Source organism: Cutibacterium sp. (assembly GCF_030525615.1).
GTDB lineage: Bacteria > Actinomycetota > Actinomycetes > Propionibacteriales > Propionibacteriaceae > Cutibacterium.
In genome coordinates this window covers 1-26,889 of sequence record NZ_JAUNEJ010000008.1, presented here as the reverse complement: position 1 = coordinate 26,889, position 26,889 = coordinate 1, and the positions used below count along the sequence as shown (strand labels likewise).

The window sequence follows — 26,889 nt, the reverse complement described above, 5'->3', positions numbered from 1 at the left end:
AGGTCACTGCGGTCTCGTCTCGTGACGACGAGTGGACTCGAAAGCCTCAGTGCCCTGTGAACCGGTGTGCTGTGAACCCACTCGGCGCTCACGAGCAGCGTCCAAGCGAAGATCAGGTACGCCGTCACGCACCGCAAATGCCAGCCCACACGACGGTGAGGAACACACCAGCTCCCCGCTGTCGAAATCGAGGGCGAACCGTGAATGGCACGCCGGACAGGCCGCCACCTCCAGGAACGCCGGGGAGAGGTCAAGTGCCTCAGGGACCAGCGGTAGATCAGGCATATCCGTCATCCTAGTAGTTTCGCGCGTCACGACTGGCGTCCGTAATCAGCGACAAGTGACCACGACGGCCCAACACATGTACCGACGCCGGGTCAGGTTCGGGAAGAACTTCGCCCTCAAGCATCCCCGTTTCGCGCACGGCAGCGGCGAGGGCCATGAGGTCGTCCGCCGGCGGTGCCGGGGCAGGACCATCGATGCCTGGAAGCCGGATCACTTCCCATCCCACCGGGGCTGAGAGGGCTTCGGCATGGTCAGCGCACATGTCGTATGCACCTGGTTCTCGGCTGGGTCCCAACGGTCCAAGAACCGCAGTGCGCTCGGCATACACATAGGTGAGTGTCGCGACTGCCGGTCGGGAACATCCGGGACGAATGCACTCTCTCACCCACGGCACGGTACGCCACGGTTACGTTTTCACTGTTATGCCACGCGGGTACCGGGACATACCGTCGACCAAGAATATGGCGTGCCGGGAAGTGCGCAGCACTGGCGCATTCGCAATACAGTGGCGTCATGTCCAAGCGTCGAAACCGTCATGGTCGTGGGCCCCGTGGGCCGGTCGTCCTGCCACGTGCCCATGGCGGGCGAATCGACCGGATTAACCCCACCGACGCTGAATTCTTCACGACGTGTCTGGCTGAGGCCGTCGGCAAGGTGCAATGGTCGTGTCCCGGGATTTTGGACGATGTCGTCGTCGGGGCCGAGGACGTTCCCACCATGCCGGAGTGGACCGAGGGGCAGGTTCCACTGTCGTCAGCAGTCGATGGCAGCAACGACTCCCCTGCTCGAGTCGTTCTTTATCGACGTCCCCTCGAACTGAGAGTCGCCAGCCGTCGGGGCTTAGCCATCCTCGTTCACCGCACCCTGGTCGAACAGTTATCAGCGTTGACCGGTCTTCCGGTGGAGAAGATCGACCCCAGTATCGACGACTGAGGTCGCCGTCGCTCAGCGCAGTTGCGGATCGACGCTGGCGCGACGCCCGTTCGTCGAGGTGGCGACCGCGTCCAACGGCAAAACAGCCAGACCGCTGGACGACACCACTGCGCCCGTGAGCGGAGCTGACCCTTCAATGTGCAGGTGGCCTACCCCCGGAACCTTCCCGGACCACGTCGACCCTGCCGGGACAGTTCCATTGAGCGCGGTCTGCTTGCCCCCATCGGCTGTCAGCGTGCCCGTGAATGTCACAGCGTCTCGACCAGGATTCGACAACTCAAGGGTGCCGTCGGCACCGAGGGTCTGTTGCAGCACCTTACTCGGCGTACCGGGACCAACCAGAGCGTAGTCCGTGGTGCCCTGCTTACCTTGCACGAACAATCTCGCCACCAGCGGATCATTGGCCGACAGTTTGAGACCGACGGCTTCTCCCGCCAACGCCTTTGCCAGGTCGACCTGAATCGTCGAGCGCGGATCGATGTCAATCTCGTCAGCGCCCTCGGGGGTGAACGAGCCGCGGCCGGCCAGGGCCGTGACGGACACACTCAACCGGGCCGTACCGGGATTGGCGATGACGAGGGTGGCGGTGGACACCTTCGCCGGGACCCCGGGCAGGTAGACCGTCTTGTCAGCCGGCGCCATCGCGATTGTCTCTCGGCCCTTGGGAGCCCAGGTACGAGCACCGACCACGACTCGCCCCTCCCTGGAGTCGACGAGGGCGGTAACGGGCGTGCTGACGTTGGCCCACGCCGATAATGGCAGCACCTTGGTCTGACCGGGAGATACCCGAATACCGCGCATACCGGCACTGTCGATGTCACCTGTGGCACCCAACAACGCAATATCAACTGTGGCCGCCCGGGTATCCGAGTTGACGACGACAAGATCGGAGGCGGACGGGTTGGTCAGACTCACCGCACCGCCGGTGGCCGCACCGACGCAGGGGACCCATGTGGTCATGCCCTTTTCAGCAGACAAGGCCGATCCGGTCGGCGGACGCTGCCCTGCCACAGAGCGAACATACCCAGCGGAGTTGTCAATCTTCGTCACAGCAGGAAGCGGCTTCTCAGACAGGTTGTCCGAGGACGTACCGACCTGAACATTGCCGCCCATCGTGCCAGCGGAGAGGTTGGCCTTTCCCTGGGACGGCGGACAGAACAGGGTTCGTCCCGACGAAATGAGCTGAGCGGCCGGAACCGTGCGCTGGGACTGCGGGATTGCTGTGGTAATTAACGACACGACGATGGCTGCCGCAGTCAAGGCCACTGCCCACATGGGACCCTTCCAGGGGAGGGCGGTCTTGGTGCCCGAGGAATCGGCCGCCGATACCGGTTTGGGCTCGGATTCCGCCGGTGCGACGGGTTGAACCGTCTCGACGACCACCGTTGTGTCCTCGTCAGAGTCCACGGCTCGAGCTGGGCGCGCCACCGGATGTTCGCCGGAGTCCTCAACCTCGACAGCTCGTCTGGCAGGGGCAGCTTCAACCGGCTGAATCTCCCCGGACTCCTCGTCATCGGCGAGGGCGCGACGTAGACGCTCGCTCATGATTCCTCCTGACGACGATTACGGCGGGCCTTACGGCCTCGGGCGGGGGCAGAACGACGGGGGGTGACGGCACGGTTGCGCTGGGTTATCTGGGGGCCGGCGAGTAGCGCCAGCAGAAGCACAGCCACCACCTCAATAGCGCAAGCCCATCCTTGAGTCGGCATCGACCAGGTCACATCACCGCGAGCCGATCCGACTTGGTAGGACTGTCCAATCTTGAGCTGTGCGATTCGCTCAAGCTCGGTACCACCGACCTCGACTTTCCACCGGTCGTCACGTGGTTCCAGGATCGCCAAGGTCCCTGAGGTCGTCACCTTTCCGGTAACGGGCTTCTGCTCTCCCCCAGCGGTACGGATAACCGCCCTGGACGGCTGCCCATCAACAGTCCAGACGGTCGTCGTCGGATCCGTATTGGCAGCTGTCAGACCAGCTGCATTGCCCACCTGGGCAACGACGTCAGCTCCTGCCCCTCGCAGCCAGACATGACCAATTCCCAGCGCCGACAGTCGGTCCGCCAGGTCGTCGGGGACGGCGCCCGTCGCCACTGCCAACGCCACATCAGCAGCGGAGTCGGCAATCCGATCATCGGAAGAGATGGCAGGGCGCTCGCCACTCCCCCAGCTTGGGTTCTCGGCGTCAACAAGATTCCATCGGGCGTCGCTACCGTGCACATTCACCATAAGAGTGCGGGTATGACGCGGCGAACCCTCCACCGCAGTGACGTATGCCGGACGCATTTCAGATGTGATCGACATCGGACCTCGAACCCCTCCGACCAGCCACCACAGGCCACCTGCGGCGACCGAAACCGCCATCACCCAGGGCAACCATCGGTTACCAATACTGGCCAAGAGTTCTCCGAGAGTCGGGGATTCGTCAGCGGGATGATGATCGGCCTCGGCCCGCTTGAGCAGGGCTGACTGACGTGCTGCTGCGATAAGTACCAAGAGGACGCCAACGCCTAAAAGCTGCCATGGCTCAATGGCCGGATGGACGCGGACACCCCAGACGTCAACGAGGACACGCGCCCCGATACCGGCGAGAACCAGGCACAGCAGGTACACAACGGTGAGGGCCGCCACCCGGCCTCTCGGGTGCCCAGTGAGGGACCCAACGGAGGCCGACCGGTCAATGACGAGGCGACATACCGCCCATACTGCCGCGATCCACACCGGGATCATGGCGAGCAGGGCGAAAGCAGTCGGGGCTGTGCCAGGGACGATCGCTCTCCCAACCAACAACCACAACCCGGCCCGGGTCTCCACGCCAGGGTTGAGCAGCGGTTCAGCCCCAGTCACGATCCGTCCGGGCTCACTCAACAGCTGAGGAATCCACGGCGAAATGACCACCAGCGGCCCCACCGCGACGATGGCCGCCAACAGCGGGCGACGCTGCCGAGTCATGACAATCCCGAGGGCCACCGCCAGCGGGTAAACCCACAACACCGGAACCAGGCTAACTGCCAGCGCTGACCACAAAGCTAGACCACCGGCAGAAGAGACCCCTCCAACCTGACGACTACCAATTCCTGCGCCACGCAGCTCGGCGACGTCAACGGTTCCGCCGTTCACCAGACGCCAAGTGTGTAATGCCATGTGCGGAAGAATGATCCCCAGCGCTAGAGCTGTCACCGAACCGCGCGCCAAACCACCGGTGAGGACCGGCAGTAATCCCCAAATACTGGACAACAGCACGGTCGTCACGCCAATACCAATGACGCGACGGAAAAGACGATGCGCGGACATTGCGGTCAATAACGGGGTGACGATCAGCAGGATGCGTACCAGAATCTCCGGCTCGCCAATCGTCAGGACGGACCCGAAAGCCGGCCATGCCAGCCACGGGGCATTGGCTCCCGTCACGCCCGGAATCGCTGTGAGCCACCGGTGCCAGGCGCCAGACAGTCCATGTGGAGCCGGTTCAAGCCAGGTCGACGTCACACTGCCCGACCCATATAGACCACGACAAGCGATGAGTCCACACAGCACCATGAGCCCGATCATGAGGGTGTAGGGATTAACCACGCAACGATGGTCACGGGCTGTGAAGTCATCGCCGGTGAGGTCGTCGATCGTCGTGCCGTCCTCATTGCGCCACGGGTGTATCCGGTCAGAGAGGTCACCGGCGTAACGGTCAACGGCTCGGACCCACACACTGCGTCGGGTAGGCAATAGGCGGTTGGTGTTTTCCAGATCGTCAGGGTCACACTGGGCGTGGAATTCCTGCAGCCGCTGCGACATCTCCCGGGTCACTGGACGGGTCTTCCACAGCTGCCATCCGGCTCTCCACTCGTCGGCAGCGCGCGACGGGGCTTTACCGACTAAGAGAACGATGAATCGCCATAGGCTGGCCAGCAATAAGGCGAAACTGGTGCGGGTGGGGTGACCGGTGCGAGCTGCGACCATGCGCATCCCTGCAAGACGGTCCGTGACGTCCGGACGAGGAGCCAAGGTTGACTCGCGTTGCCACCCTCGACCAGCCTGACGGTGGTGAATGGTGCACGTCGGAGCAGTACGCACCACCATGCCGGCCTCATTCGCACGCCATCCAAAATCTACGCCGTCACGGAAAAGCGGAAGAGCAGGATCGAATCCACCGAGGCGGTGCCACGCCTGCACCTGAACGAACATGCCAGCCGTTGATCCCCCCAGAATAGGGCCGGGATCGGCCTGTTTTTGATCGATGTCGCCACGATCTACGACGGGCAAAACGCGAGTGCCGCCAGTACTGACACTCTGACCTTGCTCATCAATGAACTCGGGATAATTATGACGAGCTGGCTTGAGCAAGGTCGGGTACAAGACGTCGGGGTGGGGCTTGCGAGAAGCTTCACGCAGCAGCGAACTCAAGGAGTCCGGACGTACCTCAACATCGTCATGCAGGATCCACAAATGGCTGATGTCGTCAGGAAGGCGGTCCATGGCCAGGTCAATGCCTTGGCCAGGGGTGGTGTCAGCGCTGGCGGTCACACAGCCCTCTAGCAACCCCTCTCCGACAGCCTCTTCCAGCAAATTTCTGGACTCATCAGTGGAACCGAGGTCGACCGCAATCTGTACTGCGGCCCTCTCATCACTGCGACGCAGGGCGTTGAGGGTTCGCGGAAGCCAGTCGGCGGCCTGGTAAACAAGCAGGATGACCGCAACTTCATCGGCAGTGATATCGGGGACATCGGGGTTACGGCTTTCCCGCGCCCATGCCCAGTCCTGCGGATCAACACGCACCGACGGGATGACGGGAATAGTCCAGTCTGTCAGTCCCTCCGCCGTGCGTGGAGCGTCGCTACGGCCAGGTTCCTCGTCTGGCGTGGTCTGCACCGGGTCTTTCTCGTCACTCACCTGGTAGACCACCTGTTCGTCGACGTCATGGGACCCGGTGCGCACGTCGCATATCCCCGATAGTAATCGAGTCGACGGCAACTCCGGGCGGGCAATTTTACCGGGTTCTCTTCCTTACCGTGGGCTGACGCCAGAATAGTCACGCCCGCTTACGCAGTTGGCGCCTCTCCATCTCCGACATCCCGCCCCAGATACCGAATCTCTCGTCGTTCTCAAGGGCATATTCCAGGCACTCCTGACGTACCTCGCAGGACTCACAAATACGCTTGGCCTCACGGGTGGATCCGCCTTTTTCAGGGAAGAATGCCTCCGGATCGGTCTGGGCACACAACGCCTTGTCATGCCACTCCGGCTCTTCGTCACCGCCTCCGGCAAGCAAAGTCAGAATCTCGTCCATGGGGGGAAGCTCCTCGAGATCAGACGCGGCGGGTTCCGCGCCGTCCCCAAAACTACACGCGTGAGATTCAGTGCGCGACTCTGTCTCAGCAAAAACCCACCGATACCAGTGTGGCAATAGACCACGGCACCGTATGGTTTTGCCTTATCCACGCTCATGCGGCCACTGTTGGTCTGCTGTGTCGCCTGCTGTCCCAGACGTCGAATCGCTCGCCCAACTCTGAGCGTTCCCGATCTGCCCAGGACCCCATGTCGACCCTCCTGCTCCGCTTGCGGCATCCCCGGCTCTCGTCCACACCGCACCGACTCCTTCCGGCCAGCTGAACTCGTCCTGGTCGTTCTGAGTCACAGCACGGTGGTCTGTGGTTTCGTGCTCCGGTTCGTCCGGCTCGTCACCGGAATCCTCAACGTCGTCAGATGAAGCCGCCTCGGGCCGCGTCAGCACCAACAACACCCACGCCGCCAGAACCTTGACGGCGATAGCCAGGAGGTCGCCAAAAAGACCCAGGGCTGCGCCAAAGAAGCCCCCGGGGCCGTCAATAGGAGACAACACGGCAAGGATGAGGTCGAATGCCGCAGCGATGGCCACGATGAGAGCAGACACCTTGCCGAGCAGCGCGGCATGAGACGTTGCCGGACGAATGAACCGGCACACCATGACTGCGGCCAGCAGCAACAAGACCACACCAATGCCCAGCGAGCTTCCGGACAGGCTGCGAGCCATTCTGAAAACGCCACTGTGCTCGTGGATCATCATCATGACAGCGCGGACCAAGAAAGCTACCAAGAATCCAATACTGACGACGATGACCGTCCACGCGATCGGCTCGCGAAATTCCCGGGCATTTTTCACGCGAATCGTCCTCCCGCACGGGCAGCTACCTCAGCCACCAGAGCCTTGACCTGCTGGGACTCAGACAGTGGCACCACCAGAGTGGCGCGGTCGGTGGTGACGACGGCCATGTCGTGCAGACCTGCCACAGCGAGCACGGCGTCAGGACGATTATTGATGAGAAGGTTCCCCGCCGAGTCGACCGTCACCGTCAGACCCTTGACGTTATTGCCCTCGCCGTCGTCACGCAGATGGGGAGCCAAGGACTCGTAGGAGCCGACGTCGTACCACTCAATGCTCAACGGAATCGCAGCAACATGGACCCCGCACCCGCCGTGGGAGGCCGGTTCCATCACCGCAATGTCTACCGAGACCTTCTCCATCTGGGGATAGATTTCGTCAATCCGAGCCGGATCGGCAACGAGCTCATCAACCTGGTGGCGGGTCTGAGGTTTGAGCTGGGACAAGCAATCCAAAAACGTCGACGCTCGCCATACGAACATGCCGGAATTCCACCAGTACTCGCCTGAATCGAGGTATTTCCGAGCCATCTCCAGGGCAGGCTTCTCAACAAACTCAAGCACTGTGTGGGCTTGAGAATCCGACTTCAGACGGCCTCCACGATGGAGATAACCGAACCCGGTATTGGGCTCGGTGGGGACCACGCCGAAGGTCACCAGAGCTGTCGGATCGGCGCTGGCAAGGTCGAACCCGTGCTGCAACGCGACCCGAAAGTCCGCAGCAGGACGGATGATGTGGTCGGCGGTGACGACAGCCATCACGCCGTCAGGATCACGATCGGCCACGATTCCGGCCGACCATGCCACCGCGTTGAGGGAGTCGCGCCCTACCGGTTCGCCGAGGATGTTCTGGTGGGGAATCTCAGGCAGAAGCTTGGCGACGGTATCGGCGTACGAAGCGCCGGTACACACCAAGATGTTGGAGTCCGGAACGAGACCGGCCACCCGCTCATAGGCCATCCGCAGCAGGCTCATCCCGCCAATGAGTTCCAACAACTGTTTGGGCTCCCCCTGACGAGACAACGGCCACAACCGTGTACCGGAGCCGCCAGCGAGGATAAGAACGTGGTGCATATCGACAGAATATCTGTCCACAGTGTTCGCCACACCACCACAGCGTTCCATCCTTCCCCCGGCTCCATCATTCACAATGGTTGCCATGGTTTCCCTGACCCGGCCGACCGCCATCCGCAGTTACGACCCGTTAAGCGCCCTGTGGCGACGCAGTGAGAAAGCCGGCGCGCAACCCATCTTGACGTGGTACAACGGCGCGGATCGCGGCGAACTGTCTGCCCGAACCCTCTTGACCTGGGTAACCAAGTCAGTTCACCTGCTCGACTCCGAGGGGATTACCGCAGGAGATGTCGCACGATTGTCGGTCTTTGGACAGCGCCCTGGCCACTGGACAAGCTGCGTGTGGCTACTGGCCTCCTGGTGGGCTGGTCTGCACGTTGACCTCACCGGACAGGCCGACGCCGCCGTCGAGGTCATCGGCCCGGACACCGACCCAGTCAACTCCCCCGAGGTGCTCATTCAATGCAGCCTCTCCCCGCTGGCAACCCCGTGTGACAACCTTGTCCCAGGAGCTATCGACAACGCTGACGTGCTGGCTGGCCCCGATGACCTCGTCTCCGCCCGACCCGCTGCCGCTGAGTCGATATGGCTGAGGGGACGCCAAGAATGGACCGGGAAGCGGCTCTGCAGCGTCGCGCCGCTGGATCGGCCAGTGCTACTGTCCCCGACGCGAATCACGGAAGGTGGTGGCGACCTCGTCGCCACCACACTCGTCAGCTGCCTACTTGGGGGTGGATCACTTGTGCTCGTCGAATCAAGCGACGATGTTGCTGCCATCGCCGCCCAAGAAGGTGCCGTCGAGATGTGAGGTCAATCCTCAGAACGCGAGCCGAGACCGATCAGGAACCCGGCCCCCCAGCTCATGTGCATGACGGCCAGCACCCCGGGCAACCGGACCCGCACTCCGGGGTCCATATCGCGTTTCATCGCGGCAGATCCAATCGCAATGATGGCTCCATAGCCCAGCGGGGCCGCCCATCCGACAAGTGGCCACCGTTTCAGCCAGGGCTTGCCTTTGGCAGCCTCAACAATTCCGACAACGCCGAGAGCTGTTCCGGTCGCCACCCCAGCAACGGCGATAGGAGCGGCCAGGTAGCGCAGACTCACCGAATCGCGGTGGCGACGCATAACCTCCCGACGCCATTGCCCGGTGCGGAAGAACTGCTTGGCCAACGCCTTGACGGTGGAGCGAGGTCGATAGGTCACTCGCAAATTGGGACTGAACCACACTTCACGTCCGGACTGACGCAAACGGTAGTTGAGCTCCCAGTCCTGAGCGCGATCGAATTGGGGACAAAAACCGCCGACCGCCTCAAGGTCCGCCTTACGGAACACTCCGAGAAACACCGTTTCAGCCGGCCCCTCAGGAGCATTCCCCTGGTGGAAGGCGCTGTTACCCAGGCCAAGCTTCGAGGTGTAAGCCACAGCGACGGCCTGCTCGAAGGAGGTACGCCCCTTGGCGTCCATGATCCCGCCGACATTGGCAGCTCCGGTACGTTCCAGCAGCTCAACGGCTGTGGCAATGTACTCCGGGCCGAGTTCCCCATGGGCGTCAACACGCACGATGATGTCGTACTGAGAGGCGGCCACCCCAAGGTTAAGAGCTTTCGGTGTGGTGCCGTCAGGATTGTCGATAACCCGAATGCGCTCGTCCTGAGCAGCCAGCTGTTGGGCAATCTCAGCGGTGCGATCGGTGCTGGGAGCAATGACGAGGATGATCTCCATCTGCCCCGGGTACCCCTGGTTGAGGACGCCGGACACAGATTCCTCGAGATACCGTTCCTCGTTTCTCACCGGTATGACAACACTGACCGGAGGCGCGAGATATGACGACATGAAAGCCATTTTGCCAGCTCACAAGAACCTGTGAATCCTGCGGCACACAGGACTCGCCCAATAAGACCCGCAAATCTGCGCTGACCTGGGTCTACCGTGGAAGCCATGCCTACTCGCGACACTGGGAGCGGTCCCCGCGACGAGCGATCTCATCAGTCTGACCTGGACTGGCTGTATGGAGTTGACGACAGCGACGCCACCCGTATCGATCCAATCAGAAGCACCTCGAACCGACCGCACAGTGGTCCGGATGGATTTCAAGGGGGTCAGCGCCCGCAAGCGAGCCGAGGCCAGTCCGCCTCCCGTCAGCCGTCGAGACTCCCTGCCAGTAACTTATACCGGCCTGGGGGCCAGGATCTGTACCGCTCCAGCGGCCAATCGGCCCGCCGCCCACGTCAAGCCCCTCCTCGTGCGCGAAAGCCGACACGCGCACCGCGCCCCCGCAAGCGTCGGCACCCTTTCAGAGTCATCATGGTGCTGCTGGTGGCATGGCTGGTATGGCTTGTCGCCTTACCGTCCTATGCGTTGAGTCACACCGAGACTGTCGACGCCACCCCTGATGGTCAGCGAGGCGCAAGCCATCCGGGGACCTTGGTTCTCCTCGTGGGTAACGACGAGAGGCAAAACCTCACGACCAAGCAGCAAAAGGAATTGGGAACCGGTACTCAGACCGGTCTTCGCACCGATACCATGCTGCTGCTCTATATGCCGCCGCACGGCAAGAACGTTCTGATCTCTTTGCCACGAGACTCATATCTCCCCATTCCGGAGCACGGTCACAACAAGCTCAACGCCGCTTACTCGATAGGTGGTGCGAAGTTACTGGTCCGCACCATCGAAAAGGCCACCAATCTTCGCGTCGATGGTTATGTCGAGATTGGTTTGGGCGGGTTCGTCGAGGTCGTTGACGCCGTCGGAGGTGTCGATGTGACCCTCGACAAGCCGATGGTTGACCAGGATTCCCACACCAATCTCCCCGCTGGCACCCAGACCCTCGATGGCGTCCAAGCCCTCGGGTATGTCCGTATGCGCAAGGCCGACCCATTGGGAGATCTGGGGCGGGTCAAGAGACAGCAGAAGGTGGCTTCCCAGGTCGCAAAGAAAGCCCTGAGTCCGTGGACTTTCATCAACCCGGTGCGTTATTGGAACCTCAACAAGGCGGCCTCACACGCAGTAAAGCTCGGCTCCGACACATCGGCCTTGACCACTCTCAAGACCGCCCGCGGACTCATGAAGGCTTCCGGCAGCGACGGCATTAAGATGACGGTCCCACTGTCATCGACCTCGGCCTATACCTCGGCAGGTTCGTCGGTGCTGTGGAATGACGAGAAAGCTGCCCAGCTATGGGACGCGTTGAGAAACGGTGACACCTCAAAAGTGACCGGGCTGTCCTGACCTCACCGGCCTGTTCCAACCCGTACTCGCCGACAAGCGCCTGTACTCATCGGAAAAGCGCCCGAGAACCCCGTTTGGTCGGCAGCGTCGGTTTTCCGGTAATCCCCACAGCCATGACTCGCCACCGACCCTCATAGACACATGTCCACCGAGACGATCTAAGGTGGTTTCCATGGTTGCCAAAGCCGTCATGGACGACGCCCTGACGAACCTCGTCCCATGGCAAGGACCCATAGCCCCACGTGCTCACCTTCATACCGACGCTCCCAGCCTCGACCTGTCGGGAACATGGCGTTTTCAGCTTGTAGAGTCTCCCTGCTACGTACCGGAGGGATTCTTTGACCCGGAGTTTGATGACGCCGACTTCGTCGACCTCGCTGTTCCGTCGATGTGGCAAATGACCGACCCGGCAGGTGAAGCCCCTTTCGGACGGCCTGCCTACCTCAACGTCAACTACCCCATTCCGGTGCCGGCACCCGACGAAGTCATCGTGGTTCCTGATGTGAACCCGACCGGGTGCTACCGCCGCACCTTTGACGTCAGCGAGAGGTTCACCAGTGCGCAGCGGGTGCTGTTGCGCTTCGAAGGGGTCGATTCCTTTGCCCGGGTGTGGCTCAACGGGGTCGAACTAGGCTGGACCAAGGGTTCGCGTCTGACAAGCGAATTCGATGTCACAACACAGATTCGCCCCGGTCGTAACGTGCTGGCGGTAGCTGTCAGCCAATGGTCCGACGGCACTTTTCTGGAGGACCAGGACATGTGGCGGATGTCGGGGATCTTCCGCGAGGTCACTCTGCTGGCACGCCCGCGCGATGGGATCGACGATCTCTTCGTCCATGCCTCGTGGCACGACGGCGTTGCTGAACTCACTATCGACGGACCCAAGGGTGCCGTCGTCGCCATTCCAGAACTCGACGTCACCACGACCTGTAATACCGAGGTGACTATTCCCGACGCCAAACCGTGGACTGCTGAGACGCCGAAACTGTACGACGCCACCGTCTCGACCGATTCCGAAACCGTGAGGCTGCGAATCGGGTTCCGCACCGTCACCATCGACGGGGATGTCATCACTGTCAATGGCAGAAAGATCGTTTTCCGAGGAGTCAACCGCCACGAGTGGGACCCGCACACCGGTCGCACCCTTGACGAAGCGACCATGCGCGCTGACCTCGAACTCATGAAACGCCACGGCGTCAATGCGGTCCGAACCTCTCACTACCCGCCGAATGCCCGTTTCCTCGACCTGTGCGATGAGTATGGCGTGTGGGTACTGCTGGAGTGCGACCTGGAAACCCACGGTTTTGAGTGGGGCGGATGGGAGGGCAACCCTGCCAGTGACGAACGCTGGTACGACTGTCTGCTTAACCGTATTCAGCGCACCGTTGAACGGGACAAGAACCATCCTTCCATCATCGGTTGGTCGATGGGCAACGAGTCCTCCTGCGGCGAGGGTATCCGGCTCATGAACGAGTGGGTGAAGCAGCGCGACCCGTCTCGGTTCACCCATTACGAGGCCGACCACGCCCATGACATCTCCGACGTGTGGACAAAAATGTATCCGACTATGGAATGGGTCGAAGCCGTACGTGACCGCACGGTCATGCCTGGAGCTGAACCGGCTCCGCAGACGGGTCGGGTGCTCGGGCTGCCCTTCTTCATGTGTGAATTCGCCCACGCCATGGGCAATGGTCCCGGTGAACTCACCGACTACGAGGAACGCTGCTTCGACCCACACTTCCACCGGGACCGTATGCATGGCGGATTCGTCTGGGAATGGATCGATCATGGCATAGACACTGGTCACGGCTACGCTTATGGCGGCGACTTCGGCGAGGTGCTGCATGATTCGAACTTCGTCTGCGACGGCCTCGTCATGGCCGATCGCACTCCCTCGCCAGGTCTGCTTGAGTTCGCCGCGACGATAGGGGCAGTGCGTATCGAGGTCGATGGGTCTTGTTTGCGTGATGGTGCCGGAATCACCATCATCAACCGCCGTGATTTCGCCGACCTGTCCGACCTCGAATTTGTCTGGCGCCTGAGCGATGACGGCCAGGTCATCGACCACGGCGTGCTAGGCATTGGCCCGCTGCCAGCCCACCAGGCCCGAACCACAGGCGTGCCGATTCCCGACGAGATCTCCGACCGGATGGTGATCGTCGTGGAGGCCAGACTGATCGAGGACACCATCTGGGCTCCGGCGGGTCACGTGGTGGCGCGGGCGTCGGGGCTGCTGGTACCCGAACCCCTTTACCGTCCATCTCTTCCGGCATCGTCTCGGCCTCGTCGCACCGATCACGGCTGGGCTCTCGGACCGGCGCGCTTTGACCGTCGTGGTTATCTCGTGAAGTTGGGTGACATGGGGATCGTTCCCCCGGTCCTCGACCTCTTTCGTGCCCTGATCGACAACGATCGCGCCAGCAACCTGGCCCGAACTGCCATTGGCGGCCCGGCGCTGGCCGCTGGTCTCGACCGGCTTGTCCACACCACGATCTCGGTGCAGGACACCGGTGATGATCTCGTCGTTGTCACTCGCAGTGCCGCCGCGGCCGCCCGCAATTCCATGACGACAACGTGGACGTGGCGAGCTACCGATGACGGCTCCGAAGGAATCCACCTCAACCTCCACGTCGAACCGCACGGACACTGGCCGACAATGCTCGGTCGAATTGGCGTGACGATGGGGCTGCCCGCCGAGTGGACCAACGTTTCCTGGTTTGGACTCGGCCCAACCGAGAACTATCCCGACTCTCAGCGAGCCGCCACCTGGGGCCGCTGGGAAGCCGACGTGGAAAACCTCCAGACTCCTTACGTCATGCCCCAGGAGAACGGTCTTCGTCAGGGGATCCATGAACTGACGATCACCGGTCCCAACGGTGGCATACGCGTTAGTTCTGACGGCACCTGGCCGGCATTCGCGGCCCGACCATGGACGTCAAAGGCCTTATTCCACGCCGCTCACACCTGGGATCTGGAGCCGGACGGCCACATCTGGCTGACCCTTGACGCCATCTCGGCACCGCTCGGATCAACCTCCTGCGGCCCGGTGCCGATGAGGTCTCATCGGTTGTATGCCCGCCCCACTGATCTGTCACTGACCTTCTCGTTGGTCTGAACAAAGGCCGCTGCGCAGCACGATGGCCTCGGACCATGCTGGTCCAAGGCCATCGTGACGTGACTCGTTCGTGACTCGTTCAGGGGCGGGAGTGGGTGCGCACTTTCTCGCCCTTGGCCGCTGCCATGTCGTGCAGCTCGGTCTGGTACTTGACCATGGCGTCACGCAGCTCACGGTTCGATGCGGCAAGGATCCTGACGGCCAGTAGACCGGCGTTCTTGGCATTACCGACGCCAACTGTCGCCACCGGCACTCCACCTGGCATCTGGACGATAGACAGCAAGGAATCCATGCCATCAAGGTGAGCCAGCGGGACGGGTACGCCGATAACCGGCAATGGTGTCAGCGCGGCGACCATTCCCGGCAGATGGGCAGCGCCACCGGCTCCGGCGATGATGACCTTGATACCGCGCTCGTGGGCGTCACGGCCGAACTCAACCATGTCCTCCGGCATTCGGTGGGCCGAAACAACGTCAGCCTCAAAGCCCACGTTAAAGTCGGTGAGTACCTGAGCAGCTGGCTCCATCGTCGGCCAGTCAGAGTCCGACCCCATGATGATCGATACCTGCGGCCCCGAGACCTCGCTAGCCCGGCGGCGTGCGCCCCCGGTCACTGTCTCGACCTTCTTGCCGCGACGCGGCTTGCGGTTGTTGGATATGGTCTCAGGCATCGTGGTCTCCCATAAGGTAAGCAGCGGCATGACGTGCCCGACGACGAGTCGTTTCAACGTCGTCTCCGAGGCAGGTGACGTGACCGAGCTTACGGCCGGGACGCACGGATTTCCCGTACAGTTCGACGCGCAGTTGCGAGTCACGAGCGAAACAATGTTGTAAGGCTCCGGTCAGGTCCTCTTCAGACCCGCCGAGCACATTGGCCATAACGACCACAGGGGCCGTCAAGGCCGGCGAGCCGAGAGGCAGGTTCAGCACAGCTCGCATGTGGTTCTCAAACTGGCTCGTCTCAGCCCCATCAATGGTCCAGTGGGCGGTGTTGTGGGGACGAGTCGCCAGCTCGTTGACGACCACGGAACCATCCTCACGCTCCATCAGCTCAACAGCGAGGACACCGACCACGCCGAGGCGCCCGGCGATGTCCAGCGCCATGCTCTGCAGCTCAACCTGGCGATCCGAGGACATCTCCGGTGCTGGGCTGATGGTCTCAGCACACACTCCGTGACGCTGAATGGTCTCGGTGACGGGGTAGGCGGCTCCCTGACCCGATGGGGAGCGGACCACAACGGCAGAGAGTTCACGCCTGAAATCCACGAACTCTTCGGCAAGGATCCGGATCGGCTGTTTGCCATCAGCCAGACCTCCAGCGGCCTCAAACGGCTCATTCACCCCGTCGGGTCCGTCGATTTTGAATACTCCCTTGCCGTCGTATCCGCCACGAGACGTCTTGGCGATGACGGGCCACCCGTGGTCCTCGCCGAATGCAACGAGATCATCGGGGGTGTCGCAAACCTTCCATGTTGGATTTGGGAATCCTTCCTTCTCCATGAACTCGCGCATGACGACCTTGTCCTGAGCGTGGACCATCGCCGCCGAGCCGGGGCGAACGGCGTACCCGGCTTGTTCCATCTCTTCGACGAAGGCAGTAGGCACATGCTCATGATCGAAGGTGACGGCGTCACACCCAGCGGCGAACTTCATCACGGCGTCGTGGTCGAGATGGGATCCCACGACCACGTCAGACATCACCTGGGCTGCAGACTCGTCCGGGTCGGAGGCCAGTAGACGGGTACGCACCCCCAATCCGATCGCAGCCTGGTGCATCATGCGAGCGAGCTGCCCGCCGCCGATGATTCCAATCGTGTAAGAAGTCACAGCCTTCATCGTAACGACTGACGCGCACAAAGCGGCATAACAGCCGTTCTCCCCGGCCTTCCACCGATGGATTCCCCGATCGGGCCGGGGAATTCCGTTACATCGGCTTTGAACGAGGGCGTCTCAGTGCGGTCTGCAATACAGGGAGATTCGTGTCGGAGATTTTCGGGGGGTACCAGCGATCAATTCGGGGTACCAGCGATCACCCGTGGCAGGGAAGGAAGAATGAACGGCTTTTGCCATCTGGACAGGCAGCACGAAGCGATCTTTTCGGATTCTCCACGGACGTTGGCCCACCCAGGTACCGGATACCGCGAGAGGGGACGTCAGGACCGTGTCAAAACCAAGGACGCCATAGTCAAGACAGCGCAACTAAACATCACGAGGCCCATCGACATGGCCGGGCTGGAACCCATCCCGACCAGAGGCGACACCAAACCGCCTACGAGGAACTGGATAGCTCCCATAACTCCCGAACCAGCACCGGCGACATCACGAACCTCACCCGTGCCCAAGGCCGTTGCGTTACCGAGGACCAGGCCGACACCAAAGACAGTCATGGCGAGCATCGGCAGGGTTAGCCACAGCCACGGCCCGAAGAGGCCATTGAAAAGCAGGACGATCGTTGTTGCGCCAATAACACCAAGAGCCGTGCGCAGGATGTTCCGGGGATGGAAATGTCGTACCAACCGAACGTTCACGACCGAGGCGACGGCAATCATCATCGAGTTGATCGCAAACGCCAACGCGTAGAGCTTGGGCGACAACCCGAACTGCTGCTGCAAGACATAGGGCGAGGCCGAGATGTAAGCGAAAAGGACGCCGAAGCAGATCGCAAAGACCAGGGTGTATCCGATGAAGACCCGCCGCCGACAAGCTGTGACGACCCCACGCCACAACGCCGCCAGGCCACCGCTGGATCGCCTCTCTTTAGGTAAGGACTCCGGGACGACGAAGACCGCCGCCAGGAACATGAGGAGGTTAAAACCGGCAATCACCGCGAAAATACCTCGCCACCCAATGCGGGGCCCGAGCAAACCGCCGACGACCGGAGCGATGATCGGGGACAACCCTTGAATAGCCATCATGATCGAAAACGCTCGCGCTGCTGCCGCCCCGGTCTCCATGTCAGAAATAACGGCTCGCGAGCACACCACCCCGGTGCCACCGGCAGCACCCATAAGAAGCCGGATGATGATAAGAACCCAGACGCTGGTCGCCATAATGGCGGCAACTGACGTCAGGAAGAAGATGACAGCCCCCACGACGAGAACCGACCGGCGTCCCCGGGCGTCCGAGAGCGGGCCAATGAACAGCTGTCCGACGGCCATACCGATCATGAACGCCGTCAGGGTGAGCTGGACCGTCGCCCGGTTCGTGGACAGGTCCTGAGCCATCTGAACGAAGGTCGGCAGATACATGTCCGTTCCCAACGGAGCCGCAGCCGACAACAAGGCCAGCGCAACAAGAAGGGAAGCGGACACTCTCGAGGTTGATGTAGACACTCAGTAGGACTTTCTGAACTCAGACCACCCGCCACGAAGGGCATGGGATTCATGCGTACTTTATGCCTGAGGCCCGACTACACGTAAGTCGGTGGCATTCGGGAGTCGTCCATACTGGAGACATGGTACGAGTCGGACAGGCCTTGCGGCGCAATCGTGACGAAACGGTGCTGGTCCACTGCCACCGTCACGCGAAGGCGCTGTTCTGGCCTGTCATCGCCGGGTTCGTGGCAGTCGTCGGAGCCGCTGCCTTGCTCGGACTCATGACGGTCGACATCCGTACACAGTATTGGCCGATGGTTGCGATCGTCGCTGCCGGACTCATCATCTTCGGCACCATTCTGCCGTGGCTGGTGTGGTTTACCACGACGATGACGATCACCAACCGACGCGTCAGGTTGCGTCATGGCGTCATCGTCAGACGAGGCCATGACATCATGCTTGACAGCCTGGTAGACGTGTCCTGGCAGGCAAGCGTATTCGATCGGATAATGGGCTGCGGCAAACTCATCCTCACCACCCCATCAGACCGGATGGTCCTCAACGACGTCCCAGGTGCCCGTCGCGTTACAGATCTCTTTACGGACCTGGCGCACAGGCGATATGACGAAGGCCCCGAACCCCCCGACGGTTACCAGCAGCGGCAGTGGGGAGTCACCGCACCATGAAATCACCACACCACGAAATCACAGCACCGTGACGTCGAGCTCCTCACGCAGAATCCCAGAAGACGTCGGCTCTTCGGATGCCGAAAGCCTCGAGACCGTGGCCTCCCTGCGCTCAGCCACGGCGTCGGAGAACTCGCCGTCGATGAAATGGATGGCCGCCCCATCGTCAACCGCATACCCAGCAGAAAGCACGCCATTAGCCACCGCCTGGGCGTAAATCGGAGCACGCTCGGACTCACCGTCGAAGTGAGGGCAGAACGATCCGTCGAGCAGGCCCATGCCGCCACGCCATGCACGCAAGTCGCCGAAAGAGTCGGTGACGCAACCGGAAAACCAGCACGACGCGCCGGCGGCAATCCCGGCAAGCACGACGTCATCCTCTGAGGAGGTCATCTGGCGGATGACGTGATCGACACCGTGCATACGCCACAGCGCCATAAGGTTGGCCGCCGAACCAGCACCCGACACAATGATGTCGGCTTGGGAAAGACGCTCCACCGACTCCGCAGCGCCCTGCCACAAGGTCAGCACCATGGTCCGCACGCCGAGTGCCGAGTAGGCGGCCAGGAAACGGTTGACGTAGACCGGGTCATCAGCTGCTGCGGTGGGGGCAAAACACACCAAGGGCGAAGATTTTCCAGACAGGTCAAGGATGTGACGGTCCAGGGCGGTGGGTTCACCCCGGTTCGACATTGAGAAGCCGCCGCCACCAAGGGCCAGGATGTGGGTCGTCATGCTGGCCAGTCTAGGCGGTCGGAGACGTTCCCGGAGTTGCGGGGGAATTCACCTGATTCGCAGGTGGTTAACATCCCCCGCGTAGAAGCTGCGCCGACCTTCCGAGTTTTCCACCACGATGGCCCCGTCATCATCAACGTCGACTCCCACACCTTCAACGGCCGCGTCACCTCCGCCGACGACTTCGGTGTCAAAGGTGATACGAACGGGGGCGCCGATGGTGTCGCACCGTTCCACGTACTGATCTCGCACGGTCCCGGTCTCCAGCCACACCGTCAACAAGTCATCCAGGTGAACCAGCAGACTGGCCAACAGCTCATCTTTGTCGTGGCTCAACCCACACAACGCCAAGGACGTCGCCGTCGGAACGGGTAACTCGTCGACTCCCATCGACACGTTGATCCCGATACCGATGACCGCGTGGGGACCAGCCGGTCCGTCGACTCGCTCCGACAAGATCCCGCACACTTTGCCGCCGTGGTCAGTCCCCAGATCCACCAGCACGTCATTGGGCCATTTCAACGTCACTCGGGAACGGTCCGCCCCGCCGACTTCTTCAATGACCTTGGCGACGGCGAGCCCTGCCACCATCGAAAGCCAACCCCAGTCCCGACCAGGACGATTATTGGGCACCAAGACAGATACGGCCAGATTTGTTCCGGGGGTGTCCTGCCACCGACGTGCGAAACGGCCACGTCCGCCGTCTTGATGGCCAGCAATCAGCACACGGAACGACGTTCCCCCGGAGCGGACGAAAGCCGCCATGTCAGCGTTGGTCGAGCCGGTGGACTCAACGTAGGTCACCCCTGCGCCACGCGGCCCGGTGAACATGGTATTTCCGGCAAGTTCGACGACGTGTTCAACAACGGGGGCAGGTGTGGACGGCACTCTTCCAGATTATCCATAAGTACTGCCGCATACGGATAGACCGGAACCTCCCCGTTGTTGGGCTGAACTTTGTCGGACGAGTCATCAATCGCTCGACGCACCGACAACCACGGCTGTGAAAGACCATGACCGGAGTCACCATGCGAAGGTTTTACGGTCGAACCCGCAGGGTTTTGGCTGTCGCCTTTCCGACGTGCCTGATCTGCCTGGCACTCATCGGGCCGCTTCCCGAAACCCAGTTGGGTGCCATCGTCACGTCCATAACGACCGGTATGGCGAGTCTGCTCCTGGCCGCAGTGGCAGCCGAAAACTCGCCTCGGTCTCAACACCGCAGCCTTCAGCAACACTTCCCTAGCCGCACCCGTGTGCACAGGTGCGGCGACGAACGCGGCGGTCTCCCATGACCTTTATCTCCTTGTCATCGGTATCGCACTCGCCCCTGGCCATCATCTCAGTCGTGCTGCACGCCACCTCCGCCCTAGCCCGACCGAAACCAGCCGATCACCATCGCAGTGATGTTGTGGCAAATCCGAGAACTCGTCACGACTGTGCTCCGAAAAGCGGCAATCTCTCCCGGAAACCGGTCGAATGCCACGTTTGGTGGCCGTGACGGATAGTCTCGGTATATGGAGATCGACATCCACACCACGGCAGGAAAGATCGCCGACCTCGGTCGGAGGATCGACGAGGCCGTCAATGCCGCATCCCCCTCGGCCATCGAAAAGCAGCACGCCGCCGGAAAGATGACCGCTCGGGAGCGCATCTTGCGGCTGCTTGACGAGGACTCATTCACTGAGCTCGACGAGTTCGCTCGCCATCGCTCAACGAACTTCGGTATGGAACACAAGCGTCCCTATACCGACGGCGTCATCACGGGTGTCGGTGCAATCCATGGGCGTCCGGTCTGTGTGTTCAGCCAGGACGTCACGATCTTTGGCGGGTCCTTGGGTGAGGTCTACGGCGAGAAGATCTGCAAGATCATTGATTTCGCGGTCAAGACAGGGTGTCCTCTCATCGGGATCAATGAGGGCGGCGGTGCCCGTATCCAGGAGGGTGTGGCGTCTCTAGCTCGTTTTGGCGACATTTTCCGCCGTAACACGAGGGCCTCGGGCGTCATTCCCCAAATCTCCATCATCATGGGCGCCGCAGCTGGCGGACACGTCTACTCCCCCGCCCTAACCGATTTCATTGTCATGGTCGATCAGACCTCCCAGATGTTCATCACGGGACCTGCCGTCGTCAAGCAGGTCACCGGCGAGGACGTCTCTTTGGAAGAACTGGGCGGTGCTCGCACTCATTCCACAAAGTCGGGCAACTCCCACTACTTGGCCAATGACGAGGAGGACGCCCTGGAATTTGTCCGCGACCTCGTCAGCTATCTGCCGCAAAACAACCTGGAAGATCCGCCGTTCTACGATGACGGCGAGGCCGATCTAACGATCACCGACCACGACCGCAAACTCGACACCCTTATCCCGGACTCTGCAAATCACCCGTACGACATGCATGAGGTCATCACGACCGTGCTTGACGAGGACACCTTCCTGGAAATCCACGAGCTTTTCGCCCCGAACGTCATCTGCGGATTTGGTCGCATTGAGGGTCGCGTCATTGGAATCGTCGCCAATCAACCAATGCTCAACGCTGGCACTCTCGATATCAACGCTTCTGAGAAGGCCGCGCGGTTCGTGCGTACCTGCGACTCTTTCAACATCCCGGTGCTCACTTTCGTCGATACTCCTGGTTTCCTGCCTGGCGTCGAGCAGGAGCATGATGGCATCATCCGTCGTGGTGCCAAGCTCATCTACGCGTACGCCGAGGCCACCGTGCCGCTGCTGACTGTCGTTACCCGCAAGGCATACGGGGGTGCTTACATCGTCATGGGGTCCAAGAGCTTAGGGGCCGACGTCAACCTCGCCTGGCCGACCGCCCAGATAGCCGTCATGGGTGCCGAGGGGGCTGTCAGTATTCTGCACCGGCGGGTTCTAGCCACCGATCCCGACCCGGAGGCCAAGCGCAAGGAACTCATCGACGAGTACGAGACGACCCTGTCGAACCCGTACCAAGCGGCTGAGCGTGGCTGGATTGACCAGGTTATCCACCCGCATGAGACGCGCGCGTCGGTCATCCGTACCTTGCGTCTGCTGCGCACCAAGCGTGAAGCCCTGCCTCCCAAAAAGCACGGGAACATACCACTATGAGTGAGGACACGAGGGACGCGATCACGATCACGAAGGGGAATCTCACCGACGAGGAGCTTGGTGCACTCGTCGCAGTGTTGGCCGAACTCACCCGTCCTGGACCGAACGCCTACGTTCCGGAGGACCGACCGATCGCCTTCGGCTGGAAGTCCTATTGGCGCACCATCCGTGAACCCTTCATGCCTGGCCAGGCGGCCTGGCGAGGGTCTCTGCGACGTTACTGACATGACGACCTGCTTCGTTCTCGCGTCGAAGTCCCCGGCCCGGTTGCGTATGTTGCGCTCCGCCGGTATCGAACCCGTCGTCATCGCGTCGGGAGCCGACGAAACCCGCCTGACCGGCGAAAATGCCGTTACCATGACGGCCCGGCTGTGCCGTCTCAAGGCTCACTCGGTCATCGACTCTGGGGCTCTAGAGGACCACCCCGCCGATCAGACGATCGTGGTGGCCTGCGATTCCGTTCTCGACCTTGACGGACGTATTCTCGGCAAACCCCACACTGCTGAGCGTGCCCGGCAGTGGTGGCTACGAATGCGCGGCCATCAGGGAGTGCTGGTGAGCGGCCATCACGTTGCGGTCATAACCGACGGGCAGATACGCGAGCAGACCCGGGTTGGACAGACTGTCATCACCTTCGCGGACCTCACCGACGCTGAGATTGACGCCTACGTTAAAAGCGGTGAACCTGCGAAGGTGGCAGGCGCATTCACCATCGACGGTTTGGGCGGTGCCTTCATCACCCGCATTAACGGCGATCCCCACAATGTCACCGGGATTTCCCTTCCTTTGCTACGGCAAATGCTCATGGACCTCGACGTCGAGTGGTCTTCGCTGTGGAACGTTCCCAGGAACGGACATCTGAACTAGGCCAATTCTGACCTTAATATCAGCAATGTCCTGGTCAGCTGTGTCGTAAGGTCAATCCGGCGGCCTCGTCGGAGGTTGTGAACGCCCCCGCCCACCCTTTGGTGTCGGGACGGTTGGACACAAACGTCAAGGACCCATTGGCGTCACCGGTCACCATGAATCCTGACGCCTCCAGATTCGCAGCCAAGAAGTCATGTACCTTTCCCGACGCGTCAGGCTCAATAAGCAGGGTGATGTTGTTGACGTGATCGACGCGCAGGGTAGTGGTCAGATTTCGGGGCACACGGAAATTCTGTGGTCCATATTGGAAACCCAAGCTCGCCAAGGTCTCCGCCCCGGCAGGCGCTGGGGTAGCTGAACCGGTAGCCGGAGTCGGGACGGCTCCCTCATGCGAGGGGGCACATCCTGCCACCACGAGCAGCGCCACTACTGCGACCGCTGCTCTGGCTTTCATGCCGGCGATGTTATCGCTGATTTCGTCTTATGGCTCTGCACGCGGAGTCAGGCATGTCTCATCGCGTCACGAATCCGGCCTCGTCGCTGGCCGTGCCTCCATGCGGACGAGACTGTTGGCATTCGTGTTTCGGTACCTCTGCAGCACCCCCAGGTGGTGCTGGCTGGTGCAGAACGTACGGTAGTGCCATGGCTATCTCCGAGACATTGGAAACCTCACACACTGACCACAGCGCCAAGAAGGTTCTTGTGACCGGAGCGACGCGCGGCATCGGGAGGGCTATCGCCGAGGAACTCGGTCGAGATCACCACATCATCGTGGGAGGACGTCACAGGGAGGCCGTCGAGAAGGTGGTCTCAGAATTGCCTGACGCTTCCCCCTTCCTCGCAGATCTGTCTGACGAGGAGTCCACTGCAGCGGCCGTCTCCCAAGTGGACAGCCTTGACGTCCTCGTCAACAGCGCCGGAGTGAATGCTGCGTCTCCTGGTGAGATTGCAACCCAAACTCGGGAAGAATGGCGCCGGGTGCTGGAAATCAACGTCATCGCGGTCGCCGACCTCACTCGTATGGTCCTTCCTCTGCTGAGGGCAAGCCACGGCGATATCGTCATGATAAATTCCGGATCGGGATTCTTGCGGACTCCTGCCAGCGGGGGAATTTACGCAGCGTCGAAATACGCTTTACGCGCTCTGACTCACGCTCTGCGCGAGGAGGAACGGGGACAAGTTCGGGTGACGTCTATCCATCCGGGTCGTGTCAACACCGATATGCAGGCGGAGATTCAGGCCCAGGCGGGAAGACCTTACAACGCTTCCGAGCATTTACGCCCGGAATCCGTCGCGGCTACCGTGCGCGCAGCCTTAGAAGCCAGCTCTGAGGCAATGATTGAGGAACTGTCGGTGCGCCCAGTCTTTCGACGCTGACGCCTTCTCAGATTCAGCGCGGAAAAACTGGCACTGCAAAACCTGGCAAGGTGGATTTGCCATCACGCTTTTGCGGGTATCCGTTTTCTGCGGATACCCGCCGGGGCCGTCAGAAATTATCAGGCTTGGTAATTACCCTGGTACACACAGTCAAAGGGGGCACCGCCATGCATCCGGTTCTCGATGGCTGACACGACGACCTGTTTAGCAGTGCGGGCTGCGTCCAGCGGGTTCGCTCCCTTGGCGATCTCCGCAGTAATCGCAGCCGCTAGGGTGCAACCGGCACCAGAGACACGCTCCTGTCCAACTGCAGGAACCTCCAGGACCTCGCAGTCATGGCCGTCGTAGTAAACGTCTAACGCAGTACCGGTGTCTAACAGGGTTCCGGCCTTGGCAATAACGACGGGAACTCCCTGGTCACCAATCTTCTTGGCAGCATCTTTGAGGGCCTGGATCGAGGTAATCTCATTGACCCCCGCAAGGGTCTGTGTCTCGAAGAGGTTCGGAGTCACGACATCGGCGTGCGGAAGGACCTTCTCACGCAAGGCGTTGTCGGTATCCAGAGCTGCGCCCGGCTCCTGGCCCTTACAAATCAGGACAGGATCAACGACCACATTGGGGAACTGATAACTTTCCAGCGCTTCGGCGACAACGCCAATCGTCGTCGGGGTGCCAAGCATACCGATTTTCACAGCGTCGATGTGCTCGTGGACGGCGAGAGTCGCCTCAATCTGATCGTGGATGACCTGAGGGTCCACCGGCACGAATCGGTGCGCCCAGTCATTGCGGGGATCAAAAGAGACGATACAGGTCAAGGACGTGCATCCAAAGACCCCGAGTTGGTGAAATGTTTTGAGATCAGTCTGGGCTCCGGCGCCACCGGAAGCCTCCGACCCCGCAATAGCAAGCGCAATCTTCGTCACGTCTGCCAGTTTAAACCGTCCGGGGCCAACGCGTGCGCTTCAGCGCAAGAGTCCCCGGCGATCGTCCTCGCGCCCTTCAAAATTCACGAACTTCTTACCCGAGCAATTCTGCAAGACTATTCAGCTGCTATCGCCCGGTCCGCGACGCACTCTGGCTTACCTTCCAAAGCCGCAGACCTCTTCTCACTTATCATGCTTGGCGCCTGACGCTTCGCCTCACCCGCTGGATACCACGCCTGAAGTTGCTGGCTGCTCCCGCTGACCTACTCTGCGCAGCAAAGAAACCGGTCGCCTTACGTAGGATGAGGCGCTCAACCCACGTCTTATAGCACCCGTATAGGCCAGTTGACACCGTCACATGGTACGAGCACCTTCCCTTCGGGGCTTTGTTGTGAAGCTGTTCACATCTGAACATATCGGAACAAAGACCTTAACTCATGTCGCTTTAAGCTACATAGGGAGCCATTTATGGTTGCATTTCCAAGATTAAGAAGACGGCGCAAATCAACCGCCAGACGTAAAGTTAGCCACTCTAAGGTTTTAACCATCGGAGGACTAACTGGCGCACTAATTGCGGGTGGCGCACTTTTGACTCAGCCGCAAAATGCTCACGCCGACGAAATTCACGTGAAGGCACGAGACGCCGCGTCGGCATCACTGCATGTGAGCTATAAAGCTCCTTTTTACGATAAACTTCCAGACTACGTCCAAGATACGACAGGCACCGGCGTTTATTATTTCACTGGATACCCCCTCTCTGGCGGAGGGGTTGTCTTCGCTGATTTAACGGTGCTACACCCCACAAATGTAAACCGGTGAAGGTGACGACGGTTGCTGATAAGTCGGCTGAGGTGGGTGCCGAGTTTGGTGATGTTGCCCGGGTGACGGGGACGGTTCCTGAGGGTGCTCAGGTGACGTTCCAGGTGTTCCGTAAGGGTGATGTGGCCAATGTGTGTACTGCTCCGGTGGCCACGACGAAGCCGGTTGCGGTTCCTGCCGGTACCTACACCAACGCCCTTGAAGTGGCCTCCCCGAAGGTGACTGTCAACCAGGCTGGCACCTATTACTGCGTGGAGACCCTCACCGACGCCAACGGCAAGGTCCTGGCCAAGGGTGTGTGCGGCGATCACGCC

General features: G+C 61.1%; 24 protein-coding genes and 1 pseudogene. 10 read left to right on the top strand and 15 right to left on the bottom strand.

Features of this window, described 5'->3' with window-relative positions:
• Nucleotides 1-3: 3 nt before the first annotated feature.
• Entirely contained in the window at nt 4-285 is a 282-nt protein-coding gene (locus Q4B98_RS09975; protein WP_303197170.1) for a Trm112 family protein, read from the bottom strand.
• Between the two features lie 10 nt (nt 286-295).
• The gene (locus tag Q4B98_RS09970) at nt 296-679 is read right to left on the bottom strand and encodes a DUF3499 domain-containing protein (RefSeq protein ID WP_303197169.1); all 384 of its coding nucleotides are present in this window, start codon (nt 677-679) and stop codon (nt 296-298) included.
• 119 nt (nt 680-798) lie between these two features.
• On the opposite strand from Q4B98_RS09970, the gene Q4B98_RS09965 reads away from it, so the two are divergent.
• Entirely contained in the window at nt 799-1,218 is a 420-nt protein-coding gene (locus tag Q4B98_RS09965) for a metallopeptidase family protein (protein WP_303197168.1), read from the top strand.
• 12 nt (nt 1,219-1,230) lie between these two features.
• On the opposite strand, the gene Q4B98_RS09960 is transcribed toward Q4B98_RS09965, so the two are convergent.
• The 5 genes from Q4B98_RS09960 to Q4B98_RS09940 form a co-directional block, all read right to left on the bottom strand.
• On the bottom strand, nt 1,231-2,763 hold the full coding sequence (locus Q4B98_RS09960) for a DUF5719 family protein (protein WP_303197167.1): 1,533 nt from the start codon (nt 2,761-2,763) through the stop codon (nt 1,231-1,233).
• Nucleotides 2,760-6,098, bottom strand: coding sequence for a glycosyltransferase (locus Q4B98_RS09955; protein WP_303197203.1), 3,339 nt, complete (start codon nt 6,096-6,098; stop codon nt 2,760-2,762). The genes Q4B98_RS09960 and Q4B98_RS09955 overlap by 4 nt, the downstream gene beginning before the upstream one ends.
• A gap of 139 nt (nt 6,099-6,237) precedes the next feature.
• The gene (locus tag Q4B98_RS09950) at nt 6,238-6,495 is read right to left on the bottom strand and encodes a WhiB family transcriptional regulator (protein ID WP_303197165.1); all 258 of its coding nucleotides are present in this window, start codon (nt 6,493-6,495) and stop codon (nt 6,238-6,240) included.
• Nucleotides 6,496-6,639: 144 nt separating this feature from the next.
• Nucleotides 6,640-7,347 (bottom strand): hypothetical protein, encoded by a 708-nt coding sequence (locus Q4B98_RS09945; RefSeq protein WP_303197163.1) that lies wholly within the window; start codon nt 7,345-7,347, stop codon nt 6,640-6,642.
• Nucleotides 7,344-8,420 carry a mannose-1-phosphate guanylyltransferase gene (locus Q4B98_RS09940; RefSeq protein ID WP_303197162.1) on the bottom strand — a complete coding sequence of 359 codons (1,077 nt, stop codon included), beginning with the start codon at nt 8,418-8,420 and terminating at the stop codon, nt 7,344-7,346. Before Q4B98_RS09940 ends, Q4B98_RS09945 begins: the two co-directional genes overlap by 4 nt.
• A 76-nt stretch (nt 8,421-8,496) precedes the next feature.
• Here Q4B98_RS09940 and Q4B98_RS09935 point away from each other — a divergent pair, with 76 nt between their 5' ends.
• The gene (locus tag Q4B98_RS09935; RefSeq protein WP_368492346.1) at nt 8,497-9,228 is read left to right on the top strand and encodes a TIGR03089 family protein; all 732 of its coding nucleotides are present in this window, start codon (nt 8,497-8,499) and stop codon (nt 9,226-9,228) included.
• Between the two features lie 2 nt (nt 9,229-9,230).
• Here the strand turns inward: Q4B98_RS09935 and Q4B98_RS09930 are convergent, their stop codons facing one another.
• Nucleotides 9,231-10,256, bottom strand: coding sequence for a glycosyltransferase family 2 protein (locus Q4B98_RS09930; RefSeq protein WP_303197160.1), 1,026 nt, complete (start codon nt 10,254-10,256; stop codon nt 9,231-9,233).
• Between the two features lie 474 nt (nt 10,257-10,730).
• Here Q4B98_RS09930 and Q4B98_RS09925 point away from each other — a divergent pair, with 474 nt between their 5' ends.
• Nucleotides 10,731-11,651: an LCP family protein gene (locus Q4B98_RS09925; protein WP_303197202.1), complete on the top strand. Its 921-nt coding sequence runs from the start codon at nt 10,731-10,733 to the stop codon at nt 11,649-11,651.
• Between the two features lie 172 nt (nt 11,652-11,823).
• A complete protein-coding gene (locus tag Q4B98_RS09920) occupies nt 11,824-14,766 on the top strand; it encodes a glycoside hydrolase family 2 TIM barrel-domain containing protein (protein WP_303197159.1) in 2,943 nt (980 codons plus the stop codon).
• A 79-nt stretch (nt 14,767-14,845) separates the two neighbouring features.
• On the opposite strand, the gene purE is transcribed toward Q4B98_RS09920, so the two are convergent.
• The 3 genes from purE to Q4B98_RS09905 all read right to left on the bottom strand — a co-directional run bounded on the left by purE (nt 14,846) and on the right by Q4B98_RS09905 (nt 18,076).
• Complete coding sequence (purE, locus tag Q4B98_RS09915; protein ID WP_303197158.1) at nt 14,846-15,436, bottom strand: 5-(carboxyamino)imidazole ribonucleotide mutase; 591 nt, start codon at nt 15,434-15,436, stop codon at nt 14,846-14,848.
• The gene (locus Q4B98_RS09910) at nt 15,429-16,601 is read right to left on the bottom strand and encodes a 5-(carboxyamino)imidazole ribonucleotide synthase (RefSeq protein WP_303197157.1); all 1,173 of its coding nucleotides are present in this window, start codon (nt 16,599-16,601) and stop codon (nt 15,429-15,431) included. The genes purE and Q4B98_RS09910 overlap by 8 nt, the downstream gene beginning before the upstream one ends.
• 317 nt (nt 16,602-16,918) lie before the next feature.
• Nucleotides 16,919-18,076 (bottom strand): multidrug effflux MFS transporter, encoded by a 1,158-nt coding sequence (locus tag Q4B98_RS09905; RefSeq protein ID WP_303197154.1) that lies wholly within the window; start codon nt 18,074-18,076, stop codon nt 16,919-16,921.
• A gap of 143 nt (nt 18,077-18,219) precedes the next feature.
• On the opposite strand from Q4B98_RS09905, the gene Q4B98_RS09900 reads away from it, so the two are divergent.
• A complete protein-coding gene (locus Q4B98_RS09900) occupies nt 18,220-18,765 on the top strand; it encodes a PH domain-containing protein (protein WP_303197153.1) in 546 nt (181 codons plus the stop codon).
• A gap of 18 nt (nt 18,766-18,783) precedes the next feature.
• Here Q4B98_RS09900 and Q4B98_RS09895 read toward each other — a convergent pair whose 3' ends face one another.
• Complete coding sequence (locus tag Q4B98_RS09895; protein ID WP_303197152.1) at nt 18,784-19,500, bottom strand: peptidase E; 717 nt, start codon at nt 19,498-19,500, stop codon at nt 18,784-18,786.
• 48 nt (nt 19,501-19,548) lie between these two features.
• Entirely contained in the window at nt 19,549-20,388 is an 840-nt protein-coding gene (locus Q4B98_RS09890; RefSeq protein ID WP_303197151.1) for a biotin--[acetyl-CoA-carboxylase] ligase, read from the bottom strand.
• Between the two features lie 626 nt (nt 20,389-21,014).
• On the opposite strand from Q4B98_RS09890, the gene Q4B98_RS09885 reads away from it, so the two are divergent.
• The 3 genes from Q4B98_RS09885 to Q4B98_RS09875 are packed head-to-tail and all read left to right on the top strand — an operon-like array spanning nt 21,015 to nt 23,456.
• Nucleotides 21,015-22,589 carry an acyl-CoA carboxylase subunit beta gene (locus Q4B98_RS09885; RefSeq protein WP_303197150.1) on the top strand — a complete coding sequence of 525 codons (1,575 nt, stop codon included), beginning with the start codon at nt 21,015-21,017 and terminating at the stop codon, nt 22,587-22,589.
• Nucleotides 22,586-22,813 carry an acyl-CoA carboxylase subunit epsilon gene (locus Q4B98_RS09880; RefSeq protein ID WP_303197148.1) on the top strand — a complete coding sequence of 76 codons (228 nt, stop codon included), beginning with the start codon at nt 22,586-22,588 and terminating at the stop codon, nt 22,811-22,813. Before Q4B98_RS09885 ends, Q4B98_RS09880 begins: the two co-directional genes overlap by 4 nt.
• 1 nt (nt 22,814) lies before the next feature.
• Nucleotides 22,815-23,456: a nucleoside triphosphate pyrophosphatase gene (locus Q4B98_RS09875; RefSeq protein ID WP_303197147.1), complete on the top strand. Its 642-nt coding sequence runs from the start codon at nt 22,815-22,817 to the stop codon at nt 23,454-23,456.
• Nucleotides 23,457-23,490: 34 nt separating this feature from the next.
• Here Q4B98_RS09875 and Q4B98_RS09870 read toward each other — a convergent pair whose 3' ends face one another.
• Nucleotides 23,491-23,910 carry a hypothetical protein gene (locus Q4B98_RS09870; RefSeq protein WP_303197145.1) on the bottom strand — a complete coding sequence of 140 codons (420 nt, stop codon included), beginning with the start codon at nt 23,908-23,910 and terminating at the stop codon, nt 23,491-23,493.
• A gap of 188 nt (nt 23,911-24,098) precedes the next feature.
• Between Q4B98_RS09870 and Q4B98_RS09865 the strand changes: the two genes are divergently transcribed.
• Nucleotides 24,099-24,833, top strand: coding sequence for an SDR family oxidoreductase (locus tag Q4B98_RS09865; protein ID WP_303197144.1), 735 nt, complete (start codon nt 24,099-24,101; stop codon nt 24,831-24,833).
• Nucleotides 24,834-24,952: 119 nt separating this feature from the next.
• Here Q4B98_RS09865 and Q4B98_RS09860 read toward each other — a convergent pair whose 3' ends face one another.
• The gene (locus tag Q4B98_RS09860; RefSeq protein ID WP_303197141.1) at nt 24,953-25,756 is read right to left on the bottom strand and encodes a hydroxymethylpyrimidine/phosphomethylpyrimidine kinase; all 804 of its coding nucleotides are present in this window, start codon (nt 25,754-25,756) and stop codon (nt 24,953-24,955) included.
• A gap of 546 nt (nt 25,757-26,302) precedes the next feature.
• Between Q4B98_RS09860 and Q4B98_RS10650 the strand changes: the two are divergent.
• A pseudogene (locus Q4B98_RS10650) lies at nt 26,303-26,889 on the top strand (hypothetical protein); the annotation flags it as partial.

Bases quoted from the DNA above. Each gene is read 5' to 3' on its own strand.
- purE (WP_303197158.1), bottom strand. From the start codon at position 15,436: ATGCCTGAGACCATATCCAACAACCGCAAGCCGCGTCGCGGCAAGAAG.
- Q4B98_RS09910 (WP_303197157.1), bottom strand. From the start codon at position 16,601: ATGAAGGCTGTGACTTCTTACACGATTGGAATCATCGGCGGCGGGCAG.
- Q4B98_RS09920 (WP_303197159.1), top strand. From the start codon at position 11,824: ATGGTTGCCAAAGCCGTCATGGACGACGCCCTGACGAACCTCGTCCCA.
- Q4B98_RS09900 (WP_303197153.1), top strand. From the start codon at position 18,220: ATGGTACGAGTCGGACAGGCCTTGCGGCGCAATCGTGACGAAACGGTG.
- Q4B98_RS09930 (WP_303197160.1), bottom strand. From the start codon at position 10,256: ATGTCGTCATATCTCGCGCCTCCGGTCAGTGTTGTCATACCGGTGAGA.
- Q4B98_RS09885 (WP_303197150.1), top strand. From the start codon at position 21,015: ATGGAGATCGACATCCACACCACGGCAGGAAAGATCGCCGACCTCGGT.
- Q4B98_RS09940 (WP_303197162.1), bottom strand. From the start codon at position 8,420: ATGCACCACGTTCTTATCCTCGCTGGCGGCTCCGGTACACGGTTGTGG.
- Q4B98_RS09870 (WP_303197145.1), bottom strand. From the start codon at position 23,910: ATGAAAGCCAGAGCAGCGGTCGCAGTAGTGGCGCTGCTCGTGGTGGCA.
- Q4B98_RS09975 (WP_303197170.1), bottom strand. From the start codon at position 285: ATGCCTGATCTACCGCTGGTCCCTGAGGCACTTGACCTCTCCCCGGCG.
- Q4B98_RS09950 (WP_303197165.1), bottom strand. From the start codon at position 6,495: ATGGACGAGATTCTGACTTTGCTTGCCGGAGGCGGTGACGAAGAGCCG.
- Q4B98_RS09935 (WP_368492346.1), top strand. From the start codon at position 8,497: ATGGTTGCCATGGTTTCCCTGACCCGGCCGACCGCCATCCGCAGTTAC.
- Q4B98_RS09965 (WP_303197168.1), top strand. From the start codon at position 799: ATGTCCAAGCGTCGAAACCGTCATGGTCGTGGGCCCCGTGGGCCGGTC.
- Q4B98_RS09895 (WP_303197152.1), bottom strand. From the start codon at position 19,500: ATGACGACCCACATCCTGGCCCTTGGTGGCGGCGGCTTCTCAATGTCG.
- Q4B98_RS09880 (WP_303197148.1), top strand. From the start codon at position 22,586: ATGAGTGAGGACACGAGGGACGCGATCACGATCACGAAGGGGAATCTC.
- Q4B98_RS09865 (WP_303197144.1), top strand. From the start codon at position 24,099: ATGGCTATCTCCGAGACATTGGAAACCTCACACACTGACCACAGCGCC.
- Q4B98_RS09875 (WP_303197147.1), top strand. From the start codon at position 22,815: ATGACGACCTGCTTCGTTCTCGCGTCGAAGTCCCCGGCCCGGTTGCGT.
- Q4B98_RS09960 (WP_303197167.1), bottom strand. From the start codon at position 2,763: ATGAGCGAGCGTCTACGTCGCGCCCTCGCCGATGACGAGGAGTCCGGG.